This window comes from Kribbella sp. NPDC056861 (assembly GCF_040687575.1).
GTDB lineage: Bacteria > Actinomycetota > Actinomycetes > Propionibacteriales > Kribbellaceae > Kribbella.
The window spans coordinates 331627-344390 of record NZ_JBFBNQ010000008.1 but is presented as its reverse complement, the minus strand read 5'-3'; the positions used below and the strand labels follow the sequence as shown (position 1 = coordinate 344390).

The following is a 12764-nucleotide window of genomic DNA, read 5'->3' as shown; positions in this document are numbered from 1 at the left end:
CAAGCCATCCCGGGCCGCGACATCAACCCAGCGTTCCCGGCACACAAGCCGTCCCGGATCGCGACATCAACCCCAGGGCTCCCGGCACACAAGCCATCCCGGGCCGCGACATCAACCCAGCGTTCCCGGCACACAAGCCGTCCCGGATCGCGACATCAACCCCAGGGCTCCCGGCACACAAGCCGTCCCGGGCCGCGACATCAACCCAGCGTTCCCGGCACACAAGCCGTCCCGGATCGCGACATCAACCCCAGCGTTCGGACTTGGCCGAGCGGGACACCAAACTGAACAGCATGTCCTTGGGGGTCATCTCGCCGGAGACGACCTTCGTCACGTGCTCAGCGATCGGCATCTCGACGTCGTGCCGATGCGCAAGCTCCGTGATCGAGGCGCAGGACTTCACGCCCTCGGCGACCTGCCGGGTCGCCCCCGCGATCTCCGCGACCGTCATCCCCTGACCCAGCTTCTCGCCAAAGGTCCGGTTGCGCGACAACGGCGAAGAGCAGGTCGCCACCAGGTCGCCCAGCCCAGCAAGCCCAGAGAACGTGTGCTCGTCAGCACCCAGCGCGGTGCCGAGCCGCGCGGTCTCCACCAGACCTCGCGTGATGACCGAAGCCCGAGCGTTGTCGCCGAAGCCGAGGCCCACGGCCATCCCGACAGCCAGGGCGATCACGTTCTTGGTGGCGCCGCCGAGTTCGCAGCCGACCACGTCGTTGTTCGTGTACGGGCGGAACGTCGGCGAGTGGCACAGCTTCTGCAGCATGGCCGCGGTGCCTTCGTCGGCGCACGCGACGACCGCCGCGGCGGGCTGGCCTTCGGCGATCTCGCGGGCGAGGTTCGGGCCGGAGACGACGGCGATTCGCTCGGGGCCGGCGCCGGTGAGTTCCGCGATCACCTCGCTCATGCGCTTCGTCGTACCGACCTCGACGCCCTTCATCAAGGAGACCAGCGGTACCGCGGCGGGCAGTACGTCGGCCCAGTCGCGCAGGTTGTCGCGCAACGACTGTGACGGTACGGCGAGCACGATCGCCTCGGCGCCGTCGGCGGCGAGCGCCGGGTCATGCGTTGCGGTGATCGAGTCGGGCAGTCGCAGGCCGGGCAGGTAGTCGGGGTTCTCGTGCCGCGTGTTGATCGCTTCGCACAGCGACTCGCGGCGACCCCAGACGGACACCTGATTACCGGCCTGGGCCAGCACCGTGGCGAAAGCAGTCCCCCAGGACCCCGCGCCGAACACCGCAACCTTGGTCATCGAGTCTCCTCATCCTCACGCTTGTCTTCCGACACCTTCGAGCCCACGGCCTCGGTCGCCTTGGGTTCCACGGTGTCCGTCCCCGTCAGCTCCGAGCCCTCCCCCGCTTCCCCCGCCCGAGACTCCGCAGCCTTGTGCTGCCGCGGGTCGTAAAGCTCAGCCGGCGGCGTCTCCCCCCGCAACCCACCAAGCTCCCCAGCCACCCGCCGCATGATCACCTCGGTTGCTTCATGCAACAGCTCGTTCGTGATCGGCTTGCCCTGGAACGCGCTCAGATCCACCGGCTCACCCGCGATCACCCGCATCGTCTTGCGCGGCAGCAACCGGATCCGCAGGCTGCCGTACGACGCGAAGACCTCCTGCGGTCCCCAGTTCGCGATCGGGATCACCGGGCAGCCCGTCATCAGCGCGATCCGGGCCGCGCCGGTCTTGCCGGTCATCGGCCACAACTCCGGGTCGCGGGTGATCGTGCCCTCGGGATAAACCCCGACGCACTCGCCCTTCTCCACCGCGGCGACCGCCGCCCGGAACGCGTCCGCGGCCTCGGCCGAGTCGCGGTAGACCGGGATCTGACCGGCGCTGGTGATGATCCGCCCGGCGATCGGCAGTTTGAACAGCGACGCCTTGCCGAGCAGCCGCGGGATCCGCCGGCATTCCCAGATGTACATGCCGACCACGAACGGGTCGAAGTGCGAGATGTGGTTCGTCACGAACACCAGCCCACCGGTGGCCGGCACGTTCTCGCGGCCGCGGAAATCCCGTTTGGTCCAGGTGAGCATGAACGGTTTGACGATCGCCACCACCAGTCCGAACCAGAACCCGCGGCGTGGCCGGGGTCGCTCGGTAACGTGCTGGCCGCTCACTGCTGCCTCCTGGTGGCTGTTGTTGCCGTAGCTCATGGGAGAATCCTGCCTGATGGCAGACCTACAGGTCGCTCCCTGGACCCTGGTGATCCCGGTGAAGCGTACGGCGATCGCGAAGAGCCGGCTTGCTTCGGCGTACCCGCAGCACCGTCCGGAGCTCGCCCGTGCCTTCGCGGTCGACACTACTGCCGCAGCACTCGGGTCTCCCCTGGTCGGCGCGGTCCTGGTCGTCACCGACGATCCGGTGGTCGCAGCGGACGTCACAGCGATCGGAGCCCGGGTAGTACCCGATGTACCAGGTGCAGGGCTCAACGGCGCTCTGAAGCACGGTGCAGCCTTCGCAGCAGCCGAATACCCGGCCTCCGGAGTAGTAGCACTCTCGGCCGACCTGCCAGCTCTCCGGCCGGAAGAACTGACCGCCGCGCTGGCAGCCTGCACAGCGGCCCGCAACTTCGTTATCGACGAGCCAGGAACCGGTACGACGATGCTGGCGGCCGCTCCCGGCGTCGCGCTGGATCCCCGCTTCGGTGTGGGTTCCGCGCTGGCCCACCAGACCTCCGGCGCAGTGCCGATCGAGCTCACGACCATCGACTCGCTGCGGCGCGACGTGGACACCGCAGCCGACCTGGCGCACGCAGTACAGCTAGGTGTCGGTCAATCGACCGCAGACGTGATGGCGATGGTGATGGGCGCAGCGACAGGCTCCGAAGGCCTCGCCTGCTAGCCGGCCGCTACCGTAAGGCTATGCAAGCAACAGTCAGCCGCTACGACGAAGCGACGGCGTCCGGCACAGTGTTGACCGACACCGGTATCGAGCTGCCCTTCGACGCCCAGGCCTTCACCGGTACTCCGGTGCGCCTGCTCCGCCTCGGCCAGCGCGTCCGCCTGATCACCACCGGCTCCGGCGCGGACCTGACGATCTCCGAGGTCCACTTCATCACCTTGCCCTAGGCAACCCGCCCCTGAGCAACGGCGAAGGCCGGTCGCCCCTGGAGTGGGGAGACCGGCCTTCGCGAGTACTGCGGTTACTGCGAAGCTGAGGAGATCAGCGTGCAGCGGCCTTCTTGGCCGGAGCCTTCTTGGCGGGGGCCTTCTTGGCCGGCGCCTTCTTGGCAACGGTCTTGACCGGAGCCGCCTTCTTGGCCGGGGCCTTCTTGGCTACGGTCTTGGTGGCGACGGCCTTGGCCGGGGCCTTCTTGGCCGGGGCCTTCTTCGCAACCGTCTTGGTGGCAGCGGCCTTGGCCGGCGCCTTCTTGGCGGCGGTCTTGGTCGCGGCGGCCTTGACCGGCGCGGCCTTCTTGGCCGGAGCTGCTGCCTTGGTGGCGGCGGCCGGCTTCGGCGCAACCAGCTTCGGCAGCTTCTTGGCGCCGGAGACGACGGCCTTCAGCTCCGCACCCGCGCGGAACTTCGGAACCACGGTCTTCTTGGCGCGCTTGGTCTCGCCGGTCCGCGGGTTGCGGACCATGCGGGCACCACGCTCGATGGCCTCGAAGGCACCGAACCCGGTGATGGCAACCTTGCCGCCCTTCTTGGTCAGCTCGCGCTGGACGGTGTCGATCACCGACTCCAGGGCGTGCTGGGCCGAACGGCGATTTCCGTCGAAGTGCACTGCGAGCGCTTCGACCAACTGGCTCTTGTTCACTGTCTTCCCTCCGTGAACTCCTGCGTCGAGCACAGCGCTCGATCTTCCGTGAACGTTATGGACTCTTCGGCGTGTTCACAAACACCAACGCGGCAATTCGCCCTTGTTTCAGGCGATTTGGGCGAAATTGACCCCGGTTTGGCCTCTGAACCGGTTCCTGAATCCCTTCAGAGCAACGAACCGGCGACCATCGGTGATGTCCGTCACCACCCCGAATCGACCTCCCGGAAGGGCTTCGGAGCCCCCTACAACCACCCGCGACGCTTGAAGATCAGGTGTAGACCACCACACACCATCGCCATCAGACCGATCGCGAACGGGTAGCCGAACTGCCAGTGCAACTCCGGCATCGAGTCGAAGTTCATCCCGTAGACGGTGCCGATCAGGGTCGGCGCGAACAGGATCGCCGCCCACGCGGAGATCCGCTTCACCTCTTCGTTCTGGTCGTTGCTGGCGACCGTGAGGCTCTTCATCTCCTCGTTCTGCTGCTGCGCCACCAGGGTCGCGTTCACCGTCAGGATGTCGCGCAGCAGTTCGCGGAACGCGTCCACCCGCTCGACCACCTGGGTGACGTGGTCGGCCACGTCGCGCAGCGAGCGCTGCAGTTCCTCGTCGACGCCGTACTTGTCGAAGCCCGCCCGCAACGAGTCGAGCATGCCGACCAGCGGCCGGGTCGCGCGCTGGAACTCGATCACCTCGCGGGACAGCTCGTAGATCCGTCGCGACACCTTCGGATCGCCGCGGAACACCTCGGTCTCGATCTCGTCGATGTCGTTCTCGAGCCCGGCAACGACCGGCGCATAGCCGTCGACGACCTTGTCCATGATCGCGTAGAGAACAGCCTCGGTACCGCGGCGCAGCAACTCGGGGTCGCGTTCGACCCGGCGCCGGACCGCGGCCAGGTTCGGCGCCTCGGCATGCCGGACCGTCACCACGAAGTCCGGGCCGACGAACAGGTGCACCTCGCCGAACTCGACCTCCTCGGTCGCGTCCCGGTAACGAGCGGCCTTCAGGACGACGAACAACGTGTCGCCGTAGCGCTCGAGCTTCGGCCGCTGATGGGCCTGGATGGCGTCCTCGATCGCCAGCTCGTGCAGGTCGAACTCCTGGGCCAGCGAGGTCAGTTCGCGCCGGTCAGGGCGGTACAGGCCGATCCAGGCCAGGCTTTTCGGCGACTCCCGCAGGACCTGGTAGGTGTCGGCCAGGGATTCCGGCGACGCGACCCGCGAACCGTCGCGGTAGATGGCGCTGTCGACAACGCTGTGGCCCTTGGGCTTGGCGGCGGTGGGCAGCGCGGTTTTCGGCTCGATCGGCAGCGGATCGGCGACGGCACCGGCGTACCGGCGGGCGGCGGCGCGAAGGGACGGAGTACGGCTGAACGCACGCAACGTGCGCAGGCGAAGGTCGGACATGACAAGTCCTCCAGCTACGAGGTGAGGGATCGGCGGACGACACCCCGCCCGGCCCCGCGCCGCAGCCCACCCCGCGCGGGCAGAGCCGCGCAGGGGTGAGCTGACCTAGTAGAGAAGACGCCTCAAGGCCGGACGAGATCCGTATGTCTGGAGGGTTCGCTGCTCATGGCGCCCCACCTCCAAGATCTCGTAGTGCCTCGTGCTGACAAACGTCATGAGGATAACACCGCAGTTATCGCTGCGGCTGTGCGATTCGTTACGCCCGGACCGGAAGCGTGGCCGGCTTGAAGGCCGGCCGGGTCGCCTCGTAGCTGGTGATGTCGGCCTCGTGGGACAAGGTGATGCCGACGTCGTCGAGGCCGTTCAGCAGCCGGTAGCGGGTGTAGTCGTCGATCTCGAACGGCGCGGACACGTCGCCGGCCGAGAGCGTCTTGTTCTCCAGGTCAACCGTCACCTTGGTGCCGGGATCCTGCTCGATCGCGGCCCACAGTTGGTCGACGACGTCCTGCTCGACCAGCGCCGCGAGCAGGCCCGCCTTGCCGGAGTTGCCGCGGAAGATGTCGCCGAACCGCGAGGCGACGACGACCCGGAACCCGTAGTCCATCAGGGCCCAGACGGCGTGCTCACGCGACGAGCCGGTGCCGAAGTCCGGTCCGGCGACGAGCACCGAGACGCCGTCGTACTCGGGCTGGTTGAGGACGAAGGCGGGATCGTTGCGCCAGGCAGCGAACAGCCCGTCCTCGAAGCCCGTGCGGGTGACCCGCTTCAGGTAGACGGCGGGGATGATCTGGTCGGTGTCGACGTTGCTGCGGCGCAACGGAGCCGCGGTGCCGATGTGCTGGGTGAAGGCTTCCATGATTCCTTTGTCCTCAGACGTTCTCGGGTACTGCGACTTCCAGCGGCTGCAGGTCTGCGGGCGCTGCGAGGGTTCCGGTGACGGCCGTGGCCGCGGCGACCAGCGGCGAGACCAGGTGCGTACGGCCACCCTTGCCCTGCCGGCCTTCGAAGTTGCGGTTCGAGGTGGAGGCGCTGCGCTCGCCCGGCGCCAGCTGGTCCGGGTTCATCCCCAGGCACATCGAGCAGCCCGCGCCACGCCACTCGGCGCCGGCGTCCTTGAAGATCTTGTCCAGACCCTCCGACTCGGCCTGCAGCCGGACCCGGCCGGAGCCCGGTACGACGAGCATCCGGGTGCCGTCGGCAACCTTCCGCCCGGCCAGCACACCGGCCGCGGCGCGCAGGTCCTCGATCCGGCCGTTGGTGCAGGAGCCGAGGAAGACGGTGTCGACCGACACCTCGCGCAGCGGCGTACCGGCGGTGAGGCCCATGTACTCCAGGGCGCGCTCGGCGGCGATCTTGTCGTTGGGCTCGTCGAAGTCGTCCGGTGACGGCACGTTCGCCGACAGCGGGGCGCCCTGGCCCGGGTTGGTTCCCCAGGTGACGAACGGCGCGATGTCCTCGGCCCGCAGTACGACCTCGCGGTCGAAGGCGGCGTCGTCGTCGGTGGACAGGCTGTTCCAGTACTCGACCGCGGCTTCCCAGTCGACGCCCTGCGGCGCGTGCGGCTTGTCCTTCAGGTACGCGTACGTCGTCTCGTCCGGCGCGATCATGCCGGCCTTCGCGCCCCACTCGATCGACATGTTGCAGATCGTCATCCGGGCTTCCATCGACAGCGCGCGGATCGCCTCGCCGCGGTACTCGACGATGTAGCCCTGGCCGCCGCCGGTACCGACCTGGGTGATCAGCGCGAGCACCAGGTCCTTGGCCGAGACGCCGTCGGGCAGCACACCGTCGACGGTGACCGCCATCGTCTTGGGCTTGGCCTGCATCAGCGTCTGGGTGGCCAGCACGTGCTCGACCTCGCTGGTGCCGATGCCGAAGGCAATCGCGCCGAACGCGCCGTGGGTGGAGGTGTGGCTGTCACCGCAGACCACGGTCATCCCGGGCTGGGTCAGGCCGAGCTGCGGGCCGATCACGTGCACGACACCCTGGTCGGGGTCGCCGAGGGTGTGGATCCGGACCCCGAACTCCGCCGCGTTCTTGCGCAGGGTGTCCACCTGGGTCCGCGAGGTCAGGTCGGCGATCGGCTTGTCCACGTCCAGCGTCGGGACGTTGTGGTCCTCGGTGGCGATGGTCAGATCCGGGCGGCGGACCGGCCGGCCCGCCAGCCGCAGACCGTCGAAGGCCTGCGGGCTGGTCACCTCGTGCACCAGGTGGAGGTCGATGTAAAGGAGGTCGGGCTCTCCGTCGGCATGGCGCACCACGTGCGCATCCCAGACCTTTTCCGACAACGTCCTACCCATCACACATCTCCCTCGAAGTTTGTGGTGTGCTGTTCTCTCGCTCACACTGCGCCGGAACCGGCTCCAGAAGCGACTTGCGTTCCACGATTCGAGACGGCAATATCGTCTCATGGACAACTCTAGCGGAGTCGGCGTTCTCGACAAAGCAGCTCTCGTTCTGTCCGCACTAGAGTCCGGACCGGCGACCCTGGCCGGACTCGTGGCGGCGACAGGACTGGCCCGACCGACGGCTCACCGGCTCGCCGTCGCGCTCGAGCACCACCGGCTGGTGGGGCGCGACATGCAGGGCCGCTTCGTGCTCGGGCCCCGGCTGAGCGAGTTGGCCTCCGCGGCCGGTGAGGACCGGCTGCTGGCGACCGCCGGTCCGGTGCTGGCGCGACTGCGCGACATCACCGGCGAATCGGCGCAGCTGTTCCGGCGCCAGGGCGAGTACCGCGTCTGCGTCGCGGCCGCCGAGCGCCCGTCCGGTCTGCGCGACACCGTGCCGGTTGGCAGCCAGCTGACGATGGCCGCCGGCTCGGCCGCTCAGATCCTGCTGGCCTGGGAGGACCCGGAGCGGATGCACCGCGGTCTCCACAACGCCACCTTCAACGCGGCTGCCCTGGCCGGCGTACGCCGCCGCGGCTGGGCCCACTCCGTCGGCGAACGCGAACAAGGCGTCGCCTCGGTCTCGGCCCCGGTCCGCTCCCCCTCCGGCAAGGTGATCGCCTCGGTCTCGGTCTCCGGCCCGATCGAGCGCCTCTCCCGCCAGCCCGGCCGGATGCACGCCCCCGCCGTGATGGCCGCCGCCGAGCGCCTCTCCGAAGCGCTCCGCAGAGCCTCCGAATAACCCCTGTACTACGAACAGCCCGTCGCACACCCAAGCGGCGGGCTGTTTCAGTTCTCCCGCAGTACCGCGACGGCGCTTGCCGGGCCCCGGTACCGCGCCCACGATGAGAGCCGGAGCTACTCACTGGGAGGTCTGCGATGGTGCGGGACTGGATGACCGTCGGCTGGAAGCTTCTGATCGTCCGTGGCGCGATCGGGATCGTGTTCGGGATCCTGGCGATCGTCTGGCCGATCTCGACGGCGATCGCGCTGGCTCTGCTGTGGGGCTTCTGGGCGTTGATGGACGGCATCGGCTCGTTGACTCAGGCGTTCCGGCCCGGCGCCCAGGGCCGGCTGTGGCTGATCGTGCTCGGCGTGATCGCGTTGATCGCTGCCTACTTCGCGATCTTCAGTCCGGCCGTCACCGCCGTGACGTTGACCTGGATCCTCGGCATCTGGCTGATCGTCCGTGGCGTCTTCGAGGCGGTCGGTGCCTTCACCACGGATCATCTGACGCCGCGGTGGTTCCTGGTGCTCAGCGCGGCGCTGTCGGTTCTGCTGGGCGTCCTGTTCGCGGCCAACCCCGGCAAGGCCGCGGTCGGCATTGCCGTCGTTCTCGGAGTGGTCGCCCTGCTGTGGGGCGCTGCTTTCCTGGTCGCGGGTCTCGCCGTACGACGACTGCTCGCGGATGCAGTCGGTACTTCGCAGATGCCCGCGCCACCCTCCGCCTCGCAGATGTGCCGCTCGCCTCACCACTCAGCACCGCTCATCCAACGCAACAAAAAGCGCCCCTCACCCGGAGGTGAGAGGCGCTTTACTCTGGTAGCCCCGACGGGATTCGAACCCGCGCTACCGCCTTGAGAGGGCGGCGTGCTAGGCCGCTACACAACGGGGCCAGAGTGCTGTTCCCCGGTCCTTGCGGGCCGGGCAACGAGGATGAACCTTACCGATTTTCACCGGTGAAATCCAATCGCTCGCTGGGGTACTAGGACTCGAACCTAGACTAACTGGACCAGAACCAGTCGGGCTGCCAATTACCCCATACCCCAAAGCTTTCTACTGCGATTGTGACTGCGTTTCCGCCCTCACAACCTGGCCCGCTGAGCCTATCGCAGCATGGCGTCAGAAACCAAAACGGGGTCCCTGTGCCCACCTGTCACTCGCGTCACAGCAGTCGCCGGCCCGGTCCACGGTCGGCCACCAGCAGCGTCGCGACCGGCAGTTCGCACCGCGTCGCCAGCCCCTGCTTGCGGGCCAGCAGCAACGCGATCGCCCCGAAGGCGGCGAACTTCACCACGTCGACCGCAACCAGCGACCAGGGCGCGTCAGAGGCTCCCAGGCTGTCGCCCACGGTGTTCGTCATCGCCGCATAGATGAAGGTGATCACGTTGTTCGCCGCATGCGCCGCGATCGACGCCTCCAGCCCGCCCGTCAGGATCACCAGCATCCCCGCGACCAGCCCGAACGCGAACCGGTCCAGGAACAACGCCGGGCTCTCCCACGGCCAGATCCCGTGCGCCATCGTGAACAGCACCGTCGTCACCAGTACTGCGACCAGCGAACTGCGCACCAGCGCACCGACCGCCTGCAGCAGATAGCCGCGGAAGAAGTACTCCTCCCCCGCCGCCTGGAACGTCGAGGTCAGCAACGTCACCGCGATCACCCCGGCCGCATCCGCCGCTCGACCACCAGGCCCATCGCCCAGTACGTCGACGCCGCCGAGCTGCACGATGCCCAGCATCAGCAGCTCGAGCACGACAGCTGCCGCGCCGAACACCGCGAGCGGCCGCCAGCGGATCTTGCCGATCACCGACGACAACAGTCCCGGCGTCTGCTTGTTCAGCAGCGTCGCGACGATCATCGTCAGCGGGATCAGCACGATCAGCGACAGGTTCGTGGCGAGCAGTCCGAGCCAGGAGACAGTGCCCTTGGGATCGGTCCGGATCGCCTGCTGCACCGACAGGATCAGCACGCTGAAGAACATCCACCCGACCAGTACGGCGAGCGCGCCGAGAAGCAGGAAGCCTCTCGGCGCCACGTCGTTGCGCAGCAGCCGGTGGTACGGCTGGGGGCCGGCGTCCCGGGGGTCGATCGCGCCCCCGGGGCCGGGCGTACCGGCGTACGACATCAGTCTGCCGCGAGGCCCGCGCGGGCCTGCTCGATCCGGTGCAGCGAGCGCTCCCGGCCGATCAGTTCCAGCGACTCGAACAGCGGCGGCGAGATCCGCCGGCCCGAGATCGCCACCCGGACCGGGCCGAACGCGTTCTTCGGCTTGAGTCCGAGACCCTCGATCAGCGAGGCACGCAACGCGGCCTCGATCGCCTCGGTGGTCCACTCGGTGACCTCGGTCAGCGCCTTGCCGGTCGCTTCCAGTACTGCGCCGGCGTCGCCGGTCAACACCTTGGCGGCCGAGTCGGGATCGATCGAGAACGCCGAGTCCGGGACGAACAGGAAGCTCAGCATGTCGACCGACTCGGACAGCGTGTTCATCCGCTCCTGGACCAGCGGCACGGCGGCGGCGAGCAACTCCAGCTGCTCCGCCGACGGCTCGGCCGGCAGCACGCCGGCCTTGGCCAGGAACGGCACCACCCGACGCCCGAACTCGGCGGCGTCCAGCATCCGCATGTGGGAGGCGTTGATCGCCTCGCACTTCTTCGGGTCGAAGCGGGCCGCGTTCGCGTTCACCTTGCGGATGTCGAACGCCTTGACCATCTCGTCCATGGTGAAGACGTCGCGGTCCTCGGCGATCGACCAGCCCAGCAGGGCCAGGTAGTTCAGCAGGCCCTCGGGCAGGAAGCCACGCTCCATGTACTCGCCCAGCCCGGCGCCCGGGTCGCGCTTGGACAGCTTCTTGTTGCCCTCGCCCATCACGAACGGCAGGTGCCCGAACCGCGGCGTCCGGCCGGAGCCGATGCCGATCTCGGCCAGCGCCTCGTAGAGCGCGATCTGCCGCGGCGTCGAGGAGAGCAGGTCCTCGCCACGCAGTACGTGGGAGATCTCCATCAGTGCGTCGTCGACCGGGTTCACCAGCGGGTAGAGCGGGTAGCCGTTGGCGCGGACCAGGACGTAGTCGCCCAGGTTCTCCGGCAGGAAGGTGATCTCGCCGCGAACCAGGTCGTCGAACGTGATCGGCCGGTCGGGCATCCGCAACCGGACGACCGGGCGGCGACCCTCGTCGAGGTACTCCTGGACCTGCTCGGGCGACAACGCCCGGCAGTGCCCGTCGTACCCGCTGTGCTGGCCGGCCGTACGAGCGGCCTCGCGGCGCTGGTCGAGCTCCTCCTGCGAGCAGTAGCAGTGGTACGCCTTGCCTGCGGCGAGCAGCTTCGCCACCACATCGGCGTACACGTCCATCCGCTCGGACTGCAGGTACGGGCCGAACTCGCCGCCGACCTCGGGGCCCTCGTCCCAGGTGAGGCCGAGCCAGCTGAGCGAGTCCAGCGTGTACTGCAGCGCCTCGGGGGTGTTGCGGGACTTGTCGGTGTCCTCGATCCGCAGGACCAGCTTGCCGCCGTAGTGGCGGGCGAAGGCCCAGTTGAACAAGGCGCTGCGGATGTTGCCGACCGTCAGCAGCCCGGTCGGCGACGGGGGGAACCGCACCCGTACCTGGTCGGGCTCCAAGCCACCGAGAACGCTGTCATCCGTCGGGGCGGGCTTGTCAGTCACGCACGATCACCTTGTTCGTCAGAGTTCCGAGTCCTTCGACGCTGACGGCGACCTCGTCACCGGGCAGCATCGGCCCGACACCCGCGGGGGTGCCGGTGAGTACCACGTCGCCGGGCAGCAGCGTGGTGAAAGAAGTGATGTAGGCCAGTACGTCGGGGATGTCGAAGATGAACTCCGAAGTCCGGCCGTCCTGCTTCGGCTCGCCGTTCAGCGTGGTGCTGACCCGCAGGTCGGAGACGTCCAGATCGGTCTGGATCCACGGGCCGAGCGGGCAGAAGGTGTCGTACCCCTTCGCCCGGGCCCACTGCCCGTCGGACTTCTGCAGGTCCCGCGCGGTCACGTCGTTGGCGATCGTGTAGCCGAAGATCACCTCTTCGGCCCGCTCCCTGGGCAGATCGCGGCAGATCCGGCCGATCACGATCGCCAGCTCGCCCTCGAAGTGCAGGTCGTTGGTCTGCTCGGGGTAGATGATGCCGTCCCGCGGGCCGACCACGCTGGTGTTCGGCTTCAGGAAGATCAGCGGCTCGACCGGCACCTCGTTGCCGAGCTCCTCGGCGTGCGCGCGGTAGTTGCGCCCGACGCAGACCACCTTGCTGCGCGGGATCACCGGGGCCAGCAGCCGGACGTCAGCCAGTTGCAGCTGCTCGCCGGTGAACTTGACCGGCATGTAGAGCGGGTCCGAGTCGAGCACCGCGACGGTGCCGACGAGCCCCTCGGGGTCATCGGTCTCGACAACGCCGTACTTCGGTTCGTCGTCGACGGAGAATCTGGCGATACGCACGTGCGGCCTTTGCTTCAGGTCGGAGATCAGGTCAGGGAATGGCC

The 12764-nt window shown here is 68.2% G+C and carries 13 protein-coding genes and 2 tRNA genes; 4 read left to right on the top strand and 11 right to left on the bottom strand.

The window, feature by feature from the left end:
• Positions 1-244: 244 nt before the first annotated feature.
• Positions 245-1249 carry an NAD(P)H-dependent glycerol-3-phosphate dehydrogenase gene (locus tag AB0P21_RS35905; RefSeq protein ID WP_363702923.1) on the bottom strand — a complete coding sequence of 335 codons (1005 nt, stop codon included), beginning with the start codon at positions 1247-1249 and terminating at the stop codon, positions 245-247.
• On the bottom strand, positions 1246-2148 hold the full coding sequence (locus AB0P21_RS35900; protein WP_363702921.1) for a lysophospholipid acyltransferase family protein: 903 nt from the start codon (positions 2146-2148) through the stop codon (positions 1246-1248). Before AB0P21_RS35900 ends, AB0P21_RS35905 begins: the two co-directional genes overlap by 4 nt.
• A gap of 16 nt (positions 2149-2164) precedes the next feature.
• Between AB0P21_RS35900 and cofC the strand changes: the two genes are divergently transcribed.
• Both cofC and AB0P21_RS35890 read left to right on the top strand, forming a co-directional pair.
• Positions 2165-2836: a 2-phospho-L-lactate guanylyltransferase gene (gene cofC / locus AB0P21_RS35895; RefSeq protein ID WP_363702919.1), complete on the top strand. Its 672-nt coding sequence runs from the start codon at positions 2165-2167 to the stop codon at positions 2834-2836.
• 20 nt (positions 2837-2856) lie between these two features.
• The gene (locus AB0P21_RS35890; RefSeq protein ID WP_363702917.1) at positions 2857-3063 is read left to right on the top strand and encodes a hypothetical protein; all 207 of its coding nucleotides are present in this window, start codon (positions 2857-2859) and stop codon (positions 3061-3063) included.
• 94 nt (positions 3064-3157) lie between these two features.
• On the opposite strand, the gene AB0P21_RS35885 is transcribed toward AB0P21_RS35890, so the two are convergent.
• The 4 genes from AB0P21_RS35885 to leuC all read right to left on the bottom strand — a co-directional run bounded on the left by AB0P21_RS35885 (position 3158) and on the right by leuC (position 7466).
• Positions 3158-3754 (bottom strand): HU family DNA-binding protein, encoded by a 597-nt coding sequence (locus AB0P21_RS35885; RefSeq protein ID WP_363702915.1) that lies wholly within the window; start codon positions 3752-3754, stop codon positions 3158-3160.
• 245 nt (positions 3755-3999) lie between these two features.
• Complete coding sequence (gene corA, locus AB0P21_RS35880) at positions 4000-5166, bottom strand: magnesium/cobalt transporter CorA (RefSeq protein WP_363702913.1); 1167 nt, start codon at positions 5164-5166, stop codon at positions 4000-4002.
• Positions 5167-5422: 256 nt separating this feature from the next.
• Positions 5423-6022, bottom strand: coding sequence for a 3-isopropylmalate dehydratase small subunit (gene leuD, locus AB0P21_RS35875; protein WP_363702911.1), 600 nt, complete (start codon positions 6020-6022; stop codon positions 5423-5425).
• Positions 6023-6035: 13 nt separating this feature from the next.
• Entirely contained in the window at positions 6036-7466 is a 1431-nt protein-coding gene (gene leuC / locus AB0P21_RS35870) for a 3-isopropylmalate dehydratase large subunit (RefSeq protein WP_363702909.1), read from the bottom strand.
• Between the two features lie 109 nt (positions 7467-7575).
• On the opposite strand from leuC, the gene AB0P21_RS35865 reads away from it, so the two are divergent.
• Together AB0P21_RS35865 and AB0P21_RS35860 are read left to right on the top strand one after the other, a co-directional pair.
• Entirely contained in the window at positions 7576-8295 is a 720-nt protein-coding gene (locus AB0P21_RS35865; protein ID WP_132176781.1) for an IclR family transcriptional regulator, read from the top strand.
• 137 nt (positions 8296-8432) lie between these two features.
• On the top strand, positions 8433-9134 hold the full coding sequence (locus AB0P21_RS35860; protein WP_363703303.1) for an HdeD family acid-resistance protein: 702 nt from the start codon (positions 8433-8435) through the stop codon (positions 9132-9134).
• Here AB0P21_RS35860 and AB0P21_RS35855 read toward each other — a convergent pair.
• The 5 genes from AB0P21_RS35855 to AB0P21_RS35835 form a co-directional block, all read right to left on the bottom strand.
• A tRNA-Glu gene (locus AB0P21_RS35855) sits at positions 9094-9169 on the bottom strand. The genes AB0P21_RS35860 and AB0P21_RS35855 overlap by 41 nt on opposite strands.
• 81 nt (positions 9170-9250) lie before the next feature.
• Positions 9251-9322: transfer RNA gene (locus AB0P21_RS35850), tRNA-Gln, on the bottom strand.
• Between the two features lie 116 nt (positions 9323-9438).
• A complete protein-coding gene (locus AB0P21_RS35845; RefSeq protein WP_363702907.1) occupies positions 9439-10401 on the bottom strand; it encodes a CPBP family intramembrane glutamic endopeptidase in 963 nt (320 codons plus the stop codon).
• Complete coding sequence (gene gltX, locus AB0P21_RS35840; protein WP_363702905.1) at positions 10401-11939, bottom strand: glutamate--tRNA ligase; 1539 nt, start codon at positions 11937-11939, stop codon at positions 10401-10403. Before gltX ends, AB0P21_RS35845 begins: the two co-directional genes overlap by 1 nt.
• Entirely contained in the window at positions 11932-12720 is a 789-nt protein-coding gene (locus AB0P21_RS35835) for a fumarylacetoacetate hydrolase family protein (RefSeq protein ID WP_363702904.1), read from the bottom strand. The genes gltX and AB0P21_RS35835 overlap by 8 nt, the downstream gene beginning before the upstream one ends.
• Positions 12721-12764: the final 44 nt, after the last annotated feature.